This is a genomic window from Sphingorhabdus sp. (assembly GCF_044239005.1).
Lineage (GTDB): Bacteria > Pseudomonadota > Alphaproteobacteria > Sphingomonadales > Sphingomonadaceae > Sphingorhabdus_B.
Window position 1 is genome coordinate 1 of sequence record NZ_JBIICH010000037.1, and the last position, 16,544, is coordinate 16,544.

The window sequence follows — 16,544 nt, forward strand, 5'->3', positions numbered from 1 at the left end:
ACCGGTCGGAAACCGCAACGCGGATAGACGGGCATCAAAGGCGTGATCGACATGGTATATTTCCTTCCAACCAAATGCTTGGCATATTCCAAAAGCCAAAAAGCGGCCCCGCGGGACCGCTTGTTTTGCCTTACCGCTATAAGCTTGCAAATATGGCAAATCAACCCGTGCGACCGCGGCTGTATCACCCCTGCTATCGGCGCATTGCAGTGCAGTGGCTACAGCCCCTTGTCGCGTTTTGCCGCGGCAATCCGTCGCTTCAGGTAACCGAACAACAGCAGGTGCACCGCCACCCATAACAAAACGACGATCAGGATGATTTTGCCGGCGCTCATGCCCGCCCCCATAGCATCTGCGCGCGCATCATCACTCCACTGTGACAGACTTTGCCAAATTGCGTGGCTGGTCGACATCCGTGCCTTTGGCGCACGCCACATGATAAGCGAGCAACTGGACAGGCACAGCATAAACCAATGGCGCGATGAGTGGGTGGACGCTTGGCATTTCGATAGTGGCGAGGCAGCCCTCGCCAGCTTCGGCTATGCCCTCGGCGTCGGAAATCAGCACGACCTTCCCGCCCCGCGCGCGCACTTCCTGCATATTGCTCACAGTCTTTTCGAACAGCGGGCCGCTTGGCGCGAGGACGATGACAGGCACGGCTTCGTCGATCAGCGCGATTGGGCCATGCTTCATTTCGCCCGAGGCATAGCCTTCGGCATGGATGTAGCTGATTTCCTTGAGCTTGAGGGCACCCTCCATCGCCAATGGATAGTCGGGACCACGGCCAAGGTAGAGCACGTCACGTGCGGGTGCGATGAGGTGCGCCATTGCCGCAATGTCTTCGTCATGCGCCAATGCAGCGTTCAAGGCAGCGGGCGCTTCAATAAGATGGCGCACAATTTCGCGTTCTTCTTCTGCAGTCAGCTTGCCTTTGACGAACGCAAGATGCGCCGCAAGCGCCGCGAGCACGGCAAGCTGGCAGGTGAAGGCCTTGGTCGAAGCAACGCCGATTTCGGGGCCAGCATGTGTCGGCAGCAATAGGTCGGCCTCACGCGCCATTGATGATGTCGGCACATTCACCACGACCGCAATGGTCTGGCCATTTTCCTTGCAGTGGCGCAGCGCGGCCAGCGTATCTGCCGTCTCACCCGATTGCGAGATAAACAGCGCCAAACCGCCTTCCTCAAGCACTGGATCGCGATACCGGAATTCGGACGCGACATCGATGTCGACGGGCACGCGGGCGAAGGTTTCAAACCAATATTTGGCGACCATGCCAGCGTAATAGGATGTGCCGCAGGCAACGATGGTAATGCGCTTCACGCCCGCAAGATCGAAATCCATCTGCGGCAGGGCAACGGTCTGTTCAACGGGGCGGATATAGCTGGAGAGCGTTTGGGCGACCACTGTGGGTTGCTCAAAAATCTCTTTCTGCATGTAATGGCGGTAATTGCCCTTTTCGATCTGGGCGGCGGACACGCCGCTGGTGGTGACTTCGCGCGTGACAGGATTATTATCCTTATCGAAAATCTGCGCGCCATCGCGGGTGACGACAACCCAGTCGCCCTCTTCCAAATAGGCGATTTTCTGTGTCAGCGGCGCGAGCGCCAATGCATCCGAACCCAAATAGGTTTCGCCGTCGCCATAACCAACAACCAGTGGGCTACCGAGACGCGCGCCAATCAGAAAATCGGGAAATTCGCGAAACGCAATCGCAAGTGCAAAGGCACCGCGCAAGCGCGGCAGCACGGCCTTCACGGCATCGGCCGGCGCATGGCCAGCCTCCACCTGTTCGGACACCAGATGCGCGACAACCTCTGTATCGGTTTCACTTTCAAATGTCCGCCCGCGGGCGATGAGTTCATCGCGCAGCTGCTTGAAATTTTCGATAATGCCATTGTGCACGAGCGCGACTTCGCCCGTCGCATGCGGATGCGCATTGCTGGTGGTCGGCGCGCCATGAGTGGCCCAGCGCGTATGCGCAATGCCAATATTACCAGCGGCGTCGTCGGTTTTTAGAACATTGACCAAGTTCGCAAGCTTGCCCTCTGCACGGCGGCGCACGAGCTGACCATCATGCACGGTGCACACACCGGCGGAGTCATACCCCCGATACTCCATCCGCTTCAGCCCATCGACCAACCGGTCCGAAACAGCAGATTTGCCAACAATTCCGATAATTCCGCACATGGATTTTTTGCTTTCGTCAAATTGTGTAGGGGATTCGGATGCCCGGCATCTCTGCCGGAAAATCCTTTGTATTCCGTGTAATCAGGATCGCGCCATTCACCTGCGCGGTAGCGAGGATATAGGCATCCATCAATTTCATCGGCGATCGATATCGGATGTCAGCAGCAGCAGCGGCAATTCTGGCATCAATTTCGACCACTTCGAAGGGTGAAATGATTTGCTGGACAGTGTCGCGCCGCTCAAGCGGCTCACCTGCCAATATTTCAGTCCAAACGACACGGCTGATCCTGTGTTTTTTATATCGTGAAAGCTCAGAGATAGCCTTGGGGTTATCTCTGAGCCAGTCGATCAATATATTGGTGTCAAAAAACGGGTCAGCCACAAATCATATATCTTCGTAAGGCCTGCGGTCTTCGCGCATTGCCCTTTGATATTCAACTGCGTCACCAATATCCGTCCGATGCTTCCAAAGACCAGCGCCGCGGGCGATCCAGTCTTTATTATCCGTGTTATGCACCAGATAAAGCTTAACCGCGTCACGAATTGCCGCCGCGCGTGAACGCTTTCCTTTGGCCGCCAGCGCATCCAGCTTCTCGATATCGTCGTCAGGAATGTCCGTAAGAATTCTCATGTGTCACTCGCTTCGTTCACTATCGAATCTGGATATTTACGTGCAGCCATGTCGAGATGAATCTGCCGCTGATGGTCATCATATCCACCGAACATGTCCGGCGATTCGAATCATGATATATTGATATCATATCATGATATCATGTCAACTCAATCTCGGGACTCTGGTCAATGAGCTGAAGCCGGCCAACAATCGACGCTGGCTCCAATAATGCGCCAGGTGCAACAACCGCGTTTGCTCCGATCCGGCTTCCGTCGCCCACCAAAGCGCCAAATTTGCTGACGCCAGTGTCGATCACTTGTACACGGTAGACGATGCGGATGTTGCGATCCTCTCTCTCATTCCGGTGATTGGCAATGACAGCACCTGCTTCAATATTGACATCAGCGCCAATAATTGAGTCCCCTACGAAGTTCATATGCGCCAGCTTAGACCCCGCAAACATGACCGAGGTTTTGAGCTCAGACGACGGCCCAATGATACAATCCTGTTCGAGATACACACCGCCCCGCAGATATGCGCCAGCCGCTATAAAACAATTAGGCCCAATGATTGCCGGCCCTTTGACAACAGCGCCCGCCTCCATCCTCGCGCTGTGGTGCACTGCCAATTCGTCGATGCGCTGGTATGAAGAGTCGAGACTAGCAATTTGCTGTCTGAGCAACTCCTCAATGTTGCCGACCAAGTGCCAAGGCGCCTGATCGTTATCTGCAAAGCTGGAGGTGCGCCAAGGCTCAATGAACGAAGCTATCAGGCCCTTGACGTCAAGCATCGCTCACTTCTTCTCAGCCTTCTTCTTCCGCATCGCATCGTGAAATCGATCCGCCCAGCCGGGCTTTACCAGCTGCTCGGCGCGGACCATGCGGAGTTCGCCGTCGGCGACGTCGCGTGATACGGCGCTGCCTGCCGCGACGATCGCATCGCGGCCGATTTTTACCGGCGCGATGAGGGCGCTGTTAGAGCCGATGAAAGCGCCTTCGCCAATCACTGTCTGGTATTTGAAATAGCCGTCATAATTGCAGGTAATCGTGCCCGCGCCGATATTTGCGCCTGCACCGATGGTCGCATCGCCAAGATAGGTGAGATGATTGGCCTTTGCGCCCTTGCCCAGATGGGCTTTCTTGGTTTCGACGAAATTGCCGATTTTGGCTTTTTCTTCCAACACCGTTCCGGGGCGCAAGCGCGCAAATGGACCGACTTCGCAACCGCTGGCGATTTGCGCGCCTTCGATATGGCTGTTGGCTCGAATCTTTACATTGTCCGCGATGCGCACGCCGGGGCCGAAAAACACATTGGGTTCAATCAGCACATCGCGGCCAATTTGCGTGTCCCATGCGAACCAGACGGTGCCCGGCGCAATCAGCGTTGCGCCATCGTCCATCGCCTGCACGCGGCGGCGCTTTTGCCACTCGGCCTCCATCTCGGCCAATTGTGCGCGGCTGTTGATGCCCGCAACATCGAACGGATCCGTGGTGACTGCAACGCAAACACGGCCATCGGCGTTCGCGATGTTGACGATGTCGGTAAGATAATATTCCTTCTGCGCATTGTCGTCCGTCACGCGGTCGAGCAATCCAAACAGATCGCGTGACTTGACCGCCATCAGGCCGGAATTGGACAGCTTCACCGCCTTTTCAGCTTCGGTCGCGTCCTTCTGTTCGACCATTTTCACGATGCGGCCGTCTTCGACAATCACGCGGCCATAGCCTGTGGGGTCTTCTGGCGCGAACGCCAATACAACCACGGCAGGCGCGTCGGCGGCGTTCAGTCGTTCGACCATCGCCTGCATGGTTGCCGTCGGCACGAACGGAACATCACCGTAAAGGATGAGGACATCGCCATCAAAGCCCGCCAATGCGTGTTGTGCCTGCTGGACGGCGTGCCCTGTTCCATGTTGCGGTTCTTGCAAGGCCAATTCTGCGGACCCGGCCAAGGCAGCTTCAAGCTGATCCTTGCCACTGCCGACCACCACAACCTTTTTGGCCGGACTTAAGGCGTCAACCGACGCCATCAGGTGCATCAGCATTGGCCGGCTGGCGATCGGATGCAGGACCTTATGCAAGTCGGATTTCATGCGAGTGCCCTTGCCCGCGGCAAGGATGATGGCAGCTATTTCAGTCATGTGCATTGTCATGCCAGCAAATTGTTGCGGTTTCCAGAACTTGCAGCCATTTGGGATCGATATGACAAAAATTCCTTTCGACATCATCGGCTTCGACCTTGACGGTACTTTAGTGGACACCAGCGGCGACCTAACCGCCGCGGTCAACCATGTGCTGTCCAGCGTCGGCAGACCGACCCTTTCGGCCGAAACGGTTAAGCAACATATCGGCGGCGGGGCAAAGTTGATGTTACAACAGGGACTGGAGGCAACGGGCGGCATTCCCGACGGCGATTTTAAGCCGCTCTATCGCCAGATGTTGGCTTATTATGAAGCCAATGTGTCGGTCCACAGCCGGCCCTTTGACGGTGCACTCAATGTGCTGGATACGCTGGATGCGATGGGCGTGCGTTACGCGGTTGTGACCAATAAGTTCGAAAGCCTGGCGGTCAAGTTGCTGAACGACCTGAACCTTGCACATCGTATGGGCTGCATTTTGGGTGCGGACACGTTGGGCAAGGAAAATGCCAAACCGTCCGGCGCGCCCATCTTTGAAATGGTGAAAAGATGTGGCGGCGGACGTGCGGCCTATATTGGCGATTCCATTTACGACATCATGGCCGCGAAAAATGCCGACGTGCCGAGTGTGGCCGTTAGCTTTGGTTTTCTGCACGGGCCAGTGGAGGATATGGGCGCAGATGCCATCATCGACCATTTCGATGATCTGATCGCGGCTTTGCGAAACCTCTCATAATCAAATGTCCGTTATTTCATCGGCTATGCTTGCACGTAAAAACTGCGTCTATATGTGGGGCAATGTAGCCGGTAATAGCTGACATGGGGTTGGCGCAGATCGCGCTGACATGGACGGGTGAATATAGTGAACAGTTGGTTTTCTCCCCGCGTGCTTTTTGCCTTTGGCCTTGCTTTTGTCGGCGCCGTTTTTGCAGGGCAAATGCTTGGTGTCGCCGAACGCATCCTTGTGGTGTTCGTATCGATGCTGATTGCTTTGTTCGTCGTGGCCGAAGGGCATGATCATGATGAAGCCGTTATCGATACGCCGCGCGCAGACGAACCGCGGGCGATCGATGCCGCCTCAATTACGTCGCACCCCCAGTTGCAGGCGTTTATCGATGCATCCACCGATGCGATATTGATGGTCGAAAACGCGCGCGTCACGGCTGCAAATGTGGTCGCGTTGCGCTTATTGGGTAGCAATATTGTTGGTCAGAATGTCCGGATGGCATTTCGGCATGCCGGCGCAATCGAACGATTGTCTGACCCTGATGCCCAGCATAGCGGCCACCCCATAAAACTCACAGGGATCGGTCAGAAAAACCAGCTGTGGGAAATGCGTATCCAGATGATGGGACCCGGACAGAAGATTGTCCATTTGGCCGACCGCAGTGGCACGCAAGCGGCCGAAAAGATGCGCGTTGATTTCGTTGCCAATGCCAGCCACGAACTGTTGACGCCGCTCGCTGCTGTTAAAGGATTCATCGAAACATTGGATGACCCCGCTGCGGGCGAAGATCGAGCGACACGCAGTCGATTCTTAGGGATAATGGCGACAGAAACCGATCGCATGCAGGCGTTGGTGCGCGACCTTATGTCGCTTAGCCGCATTGAAGCCGAAAAATATGACCCGCCACAAACGCCCGTCGATTTTGCCCAGATCGTGATGGAAACCGTCGACCAACTGCGCAACAGCCAAAAGGATCGCGGCGCAGATATTGCTGTCGACATCACCGCGGATTTGCCCGCAGTGATTGGCGATGCTGGCCAATTGCGGCAGCTTGCCAACAACATCCTGAATAATGCCATGAAATATGGAAAAGACGGCACCCCGGTGCTGGTCTCGCTCATTTCATCGCGATCTGGCGCCATGCTGAACTTCGCAGTTGCGGATGAAGGCGACGGGATTGCGCCTGAACATTTGCCGCGGCTGACCGAGCGTTTTTATCGCGTCGATTCGGGGCGCAGTCGGTTGGTTGGCGGAACCGGTCTGGGGCTTAGTTTGGTCAAACATATTGTGGACCGGCACCGTGGCCATCTGGAAATCCGCAGCACTGTGGGAAAAGGCACCACGGTGTCGATTTTGCTTCCCGTTTCACCGGCATGACCGTCACAATAGTGTAACACAAGAGTCATTTATCAGCCATCTGCGGCGTCTAATGGACCCGGGAGCGCAGTTCGATCTGTGCCGAATCCACTATGGGGACAACAGTTATGATTAAGAAAATTTCACTTGTTGCCATCAGCGCGCTCGCGCTTGCGGCATGTAATGACCAGGCAAGCACGGGTGGGGCCGCTGGCGGCTCGCGTCAGGAAATCCGCATTGTGGGTTCGTCGACGGTATTTCCATTCGCAAAGGCCGCGGCTGAGGCGTTCGCTAAAGCGGATCCCTCACGCAAATCACCTGTTCTGGAATCGACTGGAACCGGCGGCGGAATTGAACAATTCTGCAAAGGCGTAGGCGCAGAAACGCCAGACATCGCAAATGCTTCACGTCGTATGAAGAAGAGCGAATTCGAAAATTGCCAGAAGAATGGCGTTAAGGACATTATCGAAGTTCAGGTTGGCATTGACGGTCTGGCACTTGCACAGTCGAACAAGGGCACCAAGTTCGTGCTTTCGACCGCTGACGTCTACAAGGCGCTCGCAGCCAACCCGTTCGGTAAGCCACAGACTGCAAAGCTTTGGTCGGACGTGAACCCTTCGCTGCCTAAATTGCCAATCTCGGTATATGGCCCGCCAACGACTTCGGGTACGCGCGATTCATTCCATGAACTGATCATGGAAGCTGGTTGCAAATCCGACGCTGCAACCAAGGCGTTGAAGGACACCGACGAAGACAAGTATAAAGCAATTTGCACCGAAATTCGCACCGATGGCGCTTTCAAGGAGCAGGGCGAAAACGATAACCTGATCGTGCAGAAGCTCGATTCCAACCCCAACATGGTTGGCATCTTCGGCTACAGCTACATGGAAGAAAATGCATCCAAGGTACACGGCATCGTGATGAACGGCGTCAACCCGACAGTTGCGACGATTTCGGACGGTAGCTACCCCGGTGCGCGCAAGATGTTCATCTATGTCAAGAAAGCCCACATCGGCAAAATTCCTGGCATCAAGGAATTTGTTATCGAGTTTCTTAAGGGCGGCGCAGTTGGCGGATATCTGACCAAATTGGGCATGATTGCATCGACTGAAGCAGACTATAAAGCGGCAAACGAAGCTGCAAACAGCCTCAATTCCATGACGGGCGCAGATTTGAAATAAAACTGCAACAATCATCGCGTCTATGGGCCTGGATCGAATCTCTGTTTGATCCGGGCCCATTGCTATTTTGGGTTGTTTTTCTTCGGTTTTCGGCCAATTTTGGTCCAAGGGAGCAATGTTAAGTTTATGACCGGAACGGCATTGCTCTTCCTTGTCCTTGGTCTCGGCCTCATTGGCTGGATCGTTGGGCGTGCCCGCGCGTCGGGTTTCGTCCGCAAGGCAAAGGGTGGCCCGCGCGGCACTGTTAACAGCCTGCCTTATTATCACGGTTGGTTTGTTGCGATTTGTGCCGTTGCGCCTGCGCTGTTGTTCATGGTCATTTGGCAGTCGCTTTCGCCATCGCTGGTCACCAATATGGTGCTGTCGGCACCGATCGCCGCTGAATTGCCACAAGACACCTTTGCCCGCGCAGCCATATTGTCTGAAGCACGTGCCATAGCGCAGGGTTTTCAAGCAACCGCATTTCAGGACATGAGCGACAAGCTTGTTCCTTTATACAAAGGCGCTTTGTCTTATTATAAGTGGCTCGGCGTCGCCGCGACATTGTTGCTGTTGTTTGCCGGCGGGGCCTTTGCATTTACCCGTCTAAAACCCGATTTTCGCGCGCGCAGTAAAGTCGAACGCGTCATCATGTTCGGCCTGCTTGTCGCATCGCTGATCGCCATCATCACCACGCTTGGTATCTTCGCGTCGTTGATATTTGAATCCTGGCGCTTCTTCTCAATGGTGTCGCCATTTGAATTCCTGTTCGGAACCGACTGGAATCCGAAGTCCGATGTCACGCCCGGCGCCGACAATGGCTATGGCGCCATTCCATTGTTCTGGGGCACGATTTTCATTGGCGCAATTATCGCGATGATAGTTGCCATCCCGCTGGGTCTGATGAGCGCGATCTTCTTGACGCAATATGCGTCCGCGAATGTGCGCAAATGGATGAAGCCCATTCTTGAAATCCTCGCCGGTGTGCCCACCGTGGTATATGGCTATTTTGCGGCCTTAACCGTGGCACCAGCTGTGCGTGACTTTGCGGTCATGCTTGGTGTCAGCAACGCAGCATCTGACAATGCGCTTGCTGCAGGTATCGTCATGGGCGTGATGATCATTCCATTGGTATCGTCGATGTCGGATGACAGCATTGCCGCCGTGCCCAACGCGATGCGTGACGGCAGTCTGGCCATGGGCGCGACCAAGAGCGAAACCATTAAACAGGTTCTCTTACCAGCCGCACTGCCGGGCGTCGTTGGCGGAGTATTGCTTGCCGTCAGCCGCGCGATTGGTGAGACGATGATTGTGGTGATGGCCGCAGGCTACACCGCGAACCTGACTGCAAATCCTTTCGACACGATCACCACCATTACAGTCCAGATTGTCGCGCTTTTGACAGGCGATCAGGATTTTGGCAGCCCGCATACACTTGCCGCGTTCGCGCTTGGACTGGCGTTATTCATCACGACGTTCTTCCTGAATTATGTCGCATTGCGGGTCGTCAAAAAATATCGGGAAGCATATGAATAAAGCTGTCATCGACCCAAGCCCGACCGACTGGAACGGGCAAATCATGCAAAAGCGTATTGCCAGCCGTTATGCGGCTGAGCGACGCTTTAAAGCGATGGGCTTTATGGCGGTCGCGCTATCGACGCTTTTCCTTGCGTTTTTGTTGTTCACCATGCTTGGCCAAGGTCTGCGTGGCTTCCAGCGTACAGAACTCGCCGTAGAGTTCGATTTTCCGGCACTCACCTCTGGCGCGACCGCAGCATCCGTGACGGGCCCAAATGCCGATGCGGCGTTGAATTCGATGGACATTCCCGGCCTCGTCGAATTGGCTGTGGGGCAACAATATGCTGGCTTGGGCGACAGCCTACTGACCTCCGCCGCGGCAGCAAATGTGCGGCAGATGTTGATAGACAATCCGGAACTTGTCACATCCAAACAAACGCTTTGGTTGCCAGCGGACTCCCGATTGGACGTGGCATTCAAGCGCCAAGGCGAGCCAGCGGCTGAAAAGACGGTTGCTGCGCTTTCTGAAAAGGATGCTTTGCGCACTGGCTTTAACTGGACGTTCCTAACAGGTGCAGATGCGACAGACCCATCTGCGGTTGGCATTTGGGCTGCGTTCAAGGGATCGCTGATGACGATGGCGATTACCCTGTTGCTCGCCTTTCCCGTTGGCGTCCTCGCGGCGTTATATCTTGAGGAATATGCGCCGAAGAACCGGCTGACGGACATGATAGAAGTGTCCATCAACAACCTCGCCGCTGTTCCGTCGATCATCTTTGGTCTTTTGGGGCTCGCCGTGTTTCTCACGATCTTTGGCATGCCGCGATCATCCGCATTGGTGGGCGGATTAACACTCGCGCTGATGACAATGCCCGTCATCGTCATTGCCGGCCGCAATGCCGTCAAATCCGTTCCTCCGTCTATCCGCGAAGCGGCCTTGGGCATCGGCGCTTCACCTGTTCAAGTCGTTTTCCACCATGTTCTGCCGCTTGCCCTGCCCGGTATCCTAACGGGCACCATCATCGGTATGGCGCGTGCGCTTGGGGAAACGGCGCCACTGCTGATGATCGGTATGCGCGCCTTCATTCCGGCTGCGCCAGAAGGCTTTACGGACGCCGCCACGGCATTGCCTGTGCAGATTTATCTGTGGTCGGACGAAGTCAATCAGGGCTTTGTCGAAAAAACCAGTGCGGCAATCATTGTGTTGCTGATATTCCTGTTGGGAATGAACGCTTTGGCCATTTATCTTCGCAACCGATTTGAAACGCGGTGGTGATTTATGAACAAAAAGGACGATAATGTGGGCGAAAACCCCGGAAATCCGAAAATATCCACGCGCAATGTGAATGTTTTTTATGGCGATAAACAAGCGATAAACAACGTATCCATTGACGTCGACCGCGAAAACGTGACTGCCTTCATTGGCCCGTCCGGCTGTGGTAAGTCGACCTTCCTGCGGTCACTTAACCGCATGAACGACACCGTGATTGGTGCACGCGTCGAAGGCGAGATTTTGCTCGATGGGCAGGATATCTATGCATCGTCGATGGACGTCGTACAATTGCGCGCCCGCGTTGGTATGGTTTTCCAGAAACCAAATCCGTTTCCCAAATCCATTTATGACAATGTCGCTTATGGTCCGCGGATTCACGGGCTGGCGAGCGGCAAGGCAGAACTCGACCAGATCGTGGAAGGTTCGCTTACCCGCGCCGGTTTATGGACCGAGGTCAAGGATCGGCTGAACGAAAGCGGCACTGCGCTCTCCGGCGGTCAGCAGCAGCGTTTGTGCATTGCCCGCGCCATTGCCGTTGATCCCGAAGTCATTTTGATGGACGAACCTTGTTCGGCGCTCGATCCCATCGCGACAGCACGGATCGAGGAGTTAATCCACGACCTGCGCGGAAAATATGCTATCATCATCGTGACGCATAATATGCAGCAGGCGGCACGTGTGTCACAACGCACCGCATTTTTCCATTTGGGCAATCTCATTGAATTTGGTGAGACATCCGAAATATTCACCAATCCACGTGAAGATCGCACCAAGGATTATATTACAGGCCGCTACGGTTAGGAATTAATAACATGAGCACAGGCACAAGGCACACCATTAGCGCGTTTGACGATGACATGGACGAAATCCGTGGCCTCATCGCCGAGATGGGTGCGCGCGCGGAGACTGCGGTCGTTGCGGCCATGAAAGCCTTGTCGGATCATGACATCGAACTGGCCGCCTCCGTTCGTGCCGAAGACAAAGTGATAGACACTCTTGAGACCGACGTTGAACGCTTGGTTGTGCGCACCATTGCCTTACGCGCACCGATGGCCGACGATTTGCGTGAGCTTATCGCCGCACTCAAAATGTCTGCGGTTATTGAACGCATTGGTGATTACGCGAAAAACATCGCCAAGCGTGTTCCGAAGATGGAAGGCAAAATCCACGCCTCCGCCAAAGAACAACTCGGACGCATGGGTGAAATCGTTGTCGAAATGATCCGCACCGCCATGGACGCTTATGCAAAGCGTGACATTGATCTGGCCCGCGCAGTGACCATTCGTGACGACGACGTTGACCAGCTTAACAAAGATCTGTTCGTCGACTTTGTCGCATATGTGGCGAAAAACCCCAAAAATGCGACGGAAGTCGCCCATCTGCTTTTTACGGCCAAGAACTTGGAACGGATTGGGGACCATACCACCACCGTTGCCCAGATGATTTATTTTACCGAAACGGGTGAAAACCTGCCCGACGCTTAACGCGGAGAAACATATGCCCAAGGCGCAATTGCTTTTGGTTGAAGACGATAGTGCTCTGGCCGAGCTGGTGCGCTGGCATTTCGAACGCGAGGATTTCGACGTTCAGCATACGGGGGACGGTGAAGAAGCGCTGCTGATGGCCAAAGAACGCACGCCCGATCTGGTTTTGCTGGATTGGATGTTGGAGAATCTGTCGGGCATCGAAGTGTGCCGGCAATTACGCAAAGCGGACAACACCGCCAATGTGCCAATCATCATGTTGACGGCACGCGGTGAAGAAGATGACCGTATTCGCGGACTTGAAATCGGCGCCGATGATTATGTCACCAAGCCTTTTTCACCACGCGAATTGGTCGCCCGTGCAAAGGCCGTGCTGCGCCGGGTCCGTCCCGCGCTTGCTGGCGAAGCATTGCGCTTTGGTGACGTCGAAATGGATACGGTCGCGCACAAAGTAAAGCGCGGCGGAAAGCAGGTTCCGCTTGGGCCGACCGAATATCGGTTGCTCAAGCATTTCCTCGAATATCCAGGCCATGTATTCTCGCGTGAGCGCCTTTTAGACAGTGTCTGGGGCCATGACAGCGATATCGAAATACGTACCGTTGACGTCCACATCCGCCGCTTGCGCAAAGCCCTCAATGAGGGCTTTGACAGCGATATCATCCGGACGGTGCGGTCGGCAGGCTATTCGCTCGATCAGGACGCGGTTTAGAACTCCAACTGCATCCGCGCGGCAAGTACATCAACCGAATAGTCGCGCTTATCAACTGCCTGCGTTGAAAGGGGGTCAACTGTCGCGGCCAACGGACCACCTTCGACATTGACGCGGCCATAGTTCAACATGAAGCGAATATAATCGATTGGGTACCAGTTCAGAGCGAGCAAATAGCTGGTCTGTGTGCCACCCCGTCCAAGCCGCGCATTGACCGCAGCCAGGCTATTGCTGCCCGTCGCAAAGTTGTTCGTCACGCCGTTTTTCAAGGCGTTGCTGTCGAGATCCAGAAAATCATAGCGTGCCGCAATTTGGAACGCGCCAAGGCCTTTTTTATCAATGGGATTCAGTACCTTGGTACGCGCCCATGCGCCGTCCTTGTAACCGCGGGTCTCGCCGGTCAGAAAATAACCAGCTTCGGCATACATGCCAAAAAAGCTCGGGTCGCCATTTGGCGTAACCGCGCTGTTGCCGCCAGCAAAACTGTTCAATCCGGTTGCAATGTCACCCGCGCGATAGGCATTTACTTTAGTCCATTGGCCTTCGCCGGCAAAATAAAATCCGGGAAAGATAGCCGCCAATTCGACACCGAGAATCCGGTCGCTCTTGGCGGCGAAGCTTCCGGTGTCGACAAATCGTACGTCGGTAAGCTGTGTGTTCGGCCGCGCGCGATATCGGGCAAGCTGGTTGGTCGATGGCGCATTTGTCGAAACCGACGCCGTTCCATTGTTGTTGGATGCAAATTCGCGCTGCTGAATGGTCGCACCAAAATGCAGCTGTCCGCCAAACGCCTTTGGCGCATAGGTCAGGCGTCCCGCACCAATCCAGCCGTCATTGTCGAACGAGTTGTCGATGCTGTGGCCGGCAAACAAGCCGACTTCGGCGCGGAGCACATTATCGGAATCACGCCATGCAACCGCGCCACCAAGACGACGGCTGTTTAAAAACGCGTCATTGAATGCAGCGCGCTCTGTAAAGCTGGCGTTGTTGGAACTGGTGATTTGCTCCATCCCGTTCAGCGATTCAAAATTGCCTATCCGAACACTGAACGGCGTGTTGCTTGGATTGTAGCTGAGGAACGTGTCGCCAAAGGCAACATTGCCGCCCGCAAAGTCCGCTTCGACCTTATAACCGAAGCCGCCGGGCATGCTGCCTTCAGCGCCAAGGCGAACGCGCCGAACGCGGCTATTGAAACCCAGATTGCGGTTGACTGCATAATCGCCGGGTACGCTCACATAGCCTGCATCATAATGGATGCGTCCACGTGGCTTGAACGTCCAACCACCTTGACCGCTCGTCTCTGGTCCGCCCTTCCATTTTACTTCTGCTACAGGCTTTTTCTCGACCGCATCAACCTTTGCGGAAATCGCGGCCAATTGTGTCTTAAGCGCCGCAACTTCCGCACGCAGCGAGTCGACCTCAGATATGCTGTCCTGCGCATAGGCAGGAAACGCGACACATGCCGCCGTTACCAATGCTGTCGTTGCGAACCATTTTTTTGCGGCGGTCATAATGTTATCCTCGTTTCAATGGTGACGCCTAGACAGCAATTTTATGTCTTGGGCATGACAGCATTATTTCTCTTTTATGACATTCACCCCAACTTGCTTTACGCTTGCGTCAAGTGACGTGCCATGCCAAGGCACAGCGTGTTTCGGCGGCTTGGTTCGCCCCTGATTATGGAGATATAATATGACCATCAGTTTTAAAGACAAAGTCGCTATTGTGACAGGTGCAGGCGGTGGATTGGGTAAGGCCTATGCGCTTGAACTCGCCAAGCGCGGTGCAAAAGTGGTGGTCAATGATTTGGGCGGCGCGCGCGATGGCACAGGCACATCCGACGCAGCGGCTCAGGTTGTCGAGCAGATCAAGTCAGCAGGCGGCGAAGCTATGGCCAATGGCGGCAGCGTCACTGAATATGAGCAGATGGTCGAAATGGTCGCCAAGGCGAAAGAAGCATGGGGTGGCGTGCATGTGTTGATCAACAATGCGGGCATCCTGCGCGATAAGAGCTTTGCCAAGATGGATATGCCCGATTTCAATCTGGTGCTTCAGGTTCATGTTATGGGATCGGCAAACTGCACCAAGGCCGTTTGGGATACGATGCGCGATCAGGCCTATGGCCGCATCTTGATGACCACATCGTCAACCGGTCTGTACGGCAATTTCGGCCAAGCCAATTATGGCGCAGCGAAGCTCGGATTGGCTGGATTTACAAAGACGCTTCATCTTGAAGGCGCCAAATATAACGTACGCGTCAATTCGCTCGCACCTGTTGCAGGCACGCGCATGACCGAGGATATCTTCCCAGAAGGTTTGTTCGAACAGTTCACGCCGGAAAATGTTGTACCAGCCGCATTGTATCTGGTCAGCGAAGACGCCCCAACCAACATGATCATCGGCGCAGGCGGTGGCGGCTATCACGCAGCCTATGTCACGATGACCCCGGGCGTCGCCCTTCGTCAGGAAGACCGCAACGTCGAAGGCTTTGCTGCGGCGTGGGACAAGATTATCGACCGCACCGGCGAAACCGTTCCACAGTCAGGCGGCGAACAATCCATCGCCGTGATGAAGGCGCTTCAAGCGCTCGGCTAATTGCCTGCGAAACGTTTCGAAAGAGCCCGGTCTTTGGCCGGGCTTTTTTTATGCGTCGACGAGCTTCATGAGCTTTCGTTCAACTGGCGCAAGGACGGGGCCAAGGTCATGCCCACGTTTCAAAATTGCGCCACCTTCGCCAACCAATGCCCACATGCCTTGGCGGTTGCGCAATGCGGGCCGTTTTTCAATGCGATATTCCGGCCGCTCGGTTGCGCGCCGGAACGCACTGAATACGGCAGCATCGCGGCCAAGATCGATGGCATAATCGCGCCAGTTACCCGCCGCGACCATCCGCCCGTACAGATTGAGAATCTGGGTTAGTTCGCCTTTTTCAAAACCAATCTGGTTGAGCCGATTGGTTATCGGGAACGGCGTGATGATTGCGCTCAACTGGCCTTGCTTCCCTTGCTCGCACGGGGCTTTACTGGCGTCGCCGCGGGCGTTCCATCACGCTCGGCCATCATGTCGGCGATACGTTTGCGTAGGGTTTCGATTTCACACTGCAGGATCTCGAGGCTTTGCGTCGCCGGGTCGAACATCTCCCGGCATGGCGTGCCATAAGGCATGAAGTCGCGTGCATAGGTTTCGGCCTGAACCAATGTCGACCGCGCCTTTGGGCCAATCATAGTGGCGCCCGCCGGAACGTCATCTGTCACCACGGCAGCAGCGCCAATGCGCGCGCGTTCGCCCACTGTAATTGGGCCAAGAATCTGTGCACCTGATCCAATGATAACATTGTCCAATATCGTCGGGTGCCGTTTGCCCGCCATCCCGTTGGT

The 16,544-nt window shown here is 55.1% G+C and carries 17 protein-coding genes; 9 read left to right on the top strand and 8 right to left on the bottom strand.

The annotated features are described in order from the left end of the window. Positions 1-366: 366 nt before the first annotated feature. From glmS to glmU, 5 genes are all read right to left on the bottom strand, one after another. Positions 367-2,190, bottom strand: a complete 1,824-nt coding sequence (gene glmS, locus ACILQA_RS04600) for a glutamine--fructose-6-phosphate transaminase (isomerizing) (protein ID WP_395628623.1) — start codon at positions 2,188-2,190, stop codon at positions 367-369. A 16-nt stretch (positions 2,191-2,206) separates the two neighbouring features. Further along, positions 2,207-2,572: a PIN domain-containing protein gene (locus tag ACILQA_RS04605; protein WP_395628624.1), complete on the bottom strand. Its 366-nt coding sequence runs from the start codon at positions 2,570-2,572 to the stop codon at positions 2,207-2,209. A gap of 3 nt (positions 2,573-2,575) precedes the next feature. Then, positions 2,576-2,821: a ribbon-helix-helix domain-containing protein gene (locus ACILQA_RS04610; protein WP_395628625.1), complete on the bottom strand. Its 246-nt coding sequence runs from the start codon at positions 2,819-2,821 to the stop codon at positions 2,576-2,578. Positions 2,822-2,960: 139 nt separating this feature from the next. Continuing rightward, positions 2,961-3,593: a DapH/DapD/GlmU-related protein gene (locus ACILQA_RS04615; protein WP_395628626.1), complete on the bottom strand. Its 633-nt coding sequence runs from the start codon at positions 3,591-3,593 to the stop codon at positions 2,961-2,963. 3 nt (positions 3,594-3,596) lie between these two features. Beyond that, positions 3,597-4,943 (bottom strand): bifunctional UDP-N-acetylglucosamine diphosphorylase/glucosamine-1-phosphate N-acetyltransferase GlmU, encoded by a 1,347-nt coding sequence (glmU, locus tag ACILQA_RS04620; RefSeq protein ID WP_395628627.1) that lies wholly within the window; start codon positions 4,941-4,943, stop codon positions 3,597-3,599. 61 nt (positions 4,944-5,004) lie between these two features. Here glmU and ACILQA_RS04625 point away from each other — a divergent pair, with 61 nt between their 5' ends. From ACILQA_RS04625 to phoB, 8 genes are all read left to right on the top strand, one after another. Next, entirely contained in the window at positions 5,005-5,676 is a 672-nt protein-coding gene (locus ACILQA_RS04625; protein WP_395628628.1) for an HAD hydrolase-like protein, read from the top strand. A gap of 126 nt (positions 5,677-5,802) precedes the next feature. Further along, positions 5,803-7,044, top strand: a complete 1,242-nt coding sequence (locus tag ACILQA_RS04630; protein WP_395628629.1) for an ATP-binding protein — start codon at positions 5,803-5,805, stop codon at positions 7,042-7,044. 107 nt (positions 7,045-7,151) lie between these two features. Beyond that, on the top strand, positions 7,152-8,204 hold the full coding sequence (locus ACILQA_RS04635; protein WP_395628630.1) for a substrate-binding domain-containing protein: 1,053 nt from the start codon (positions 7,152-7,154) through the stop codon (positions 8,202-8,204). Between the two features lie 126 nt (positions 8,205-8,330). Beyond that, positions 8,331-9,719: a phosphate ABC transporter permease subunit PstC gene (pstC, locus tag ACILQA_RS04640; protein ID WP_395628631.1), complete on the top strand. Its 1,389-nt coding sequence runs from the start codon at positions 8,331-8,333 to the stop codon at positions 9,717-9,719. After that, positions 9,712-10,977 (top strand): phosphate ABC transporter permease PstA, encoded by a 1,266-nt coding sequence (pstA, locus tag ACILQA_RS04645; RefSeq protein WP_395628632.1) that lies wholly within the window; start codon positions 9,712-9,714, stop codon positions 10,975-10,977. The genes pstC and pstA overlap by 8 nt, the downstream gene beginning before the upstream one ends. A gap of 3 nt (positions 10,978-10,980) precedes the next feature. After that, the gene (gene pstB, locus ACILQA_RS04650; RefSeq protein ID WP_395628633.1) at positions 10,981-11,775 is read left to right on the top strand and encodes a phosphate ABC transporter ATP-binding protein PstB; all 795 of its coding nucleotides are present in this window, start codon (positions 10,981-10,983) and stop codon (positions 11,773-11,775) included. 11 nt (positions 11,776-11,786) lie between these two features. Then, the gene (gene phoU, locus ACILQA_RS04655; RefSeq protein WP_395628634.1) at positions 11,787-12,458 is read left to right on the top strand and encodes a phosphate signaling complex protein PhoU; all 672 of its coding nucleotides are present in this window, start codon (positions 11,787-11,789) and stop codon (positions 12,456-12,458) included. 13 nt (positions 12,459-12,471) lie between these two features. After that, positions 12,472-13,167: a phosphate regulon transcriptional regulator PhoB gene (phoB, locus tag ACILQA_RS04660; protein ID WP_395628635.1), complete on the top strand. Its 696-nt coding sequence runs from the start codon at positions 12,472-12,474 to the stop codon at positions 13,165-13,167. Here the strand turns inward: phoB and ACILQA_RS04665 are convergent. Next, positions 13,164-14,678 (bottom strand): OprO/OprP family phosphate-selective porin, encoded by a 1,515-nt coding sequence (locus tag ACILQA_RS04665; protein WP_395628636.1) that lies wholly within the window; start codon positions 14,676-14,678, stop codon positions 13,164-13,166. The two genes, phoB and ACILQA_RS04665, sit on opposite strands and share 4 nt — an antisense overlap. A gap of 181 nt (positions 14,679-14,859) precedes the next feature. On the opposite strand from ACILQA_RS04665, the gene ACILQA_RS04670 reads away from it, so the two are divergent. Further along, a complete protein-coding gene (locus ACILQA_RS04670; protein ID WP_183942218.1) occupies positions 14,860-15,762 on the top strand; it encodes an SDR family NAD(P)-dependent oxidoreductase in 903 nt (300 codons plus the stop codon). 48 nt (positions 15,763-15,810) lie between these two features. Here the strand turns inward: ACILQA_RS04670 and ACILQA_RS04675 are convergent, their stop codons facing one another. Together ACILQA_RS04675 and ACILQA_RS04680 are read right to left on the bottom strand one after the other, a co-directional pair. After that, positions 15,811-16,155 (bottom strand): DUF2794 domain-containing protein, encoded by a 345-nt coding sequence (locus ACILQA_RS04675; protein WP_183942217.1) that lies wholly within the window; start codon positions 16,153-16,155, stop codon positions 15,811-15,813. Further along, the coding region (locus ACILQA_RS04680) for a serine O-acetyltransferase (protein ID WP_395628637.1) at positions 16,152-16,544 on the bottom strand (393 nt) is incomplete at its 5' end. The genes ACILQA_RS04680 and ACILQA_RS04675, both read right to left, overlap by 4 nt.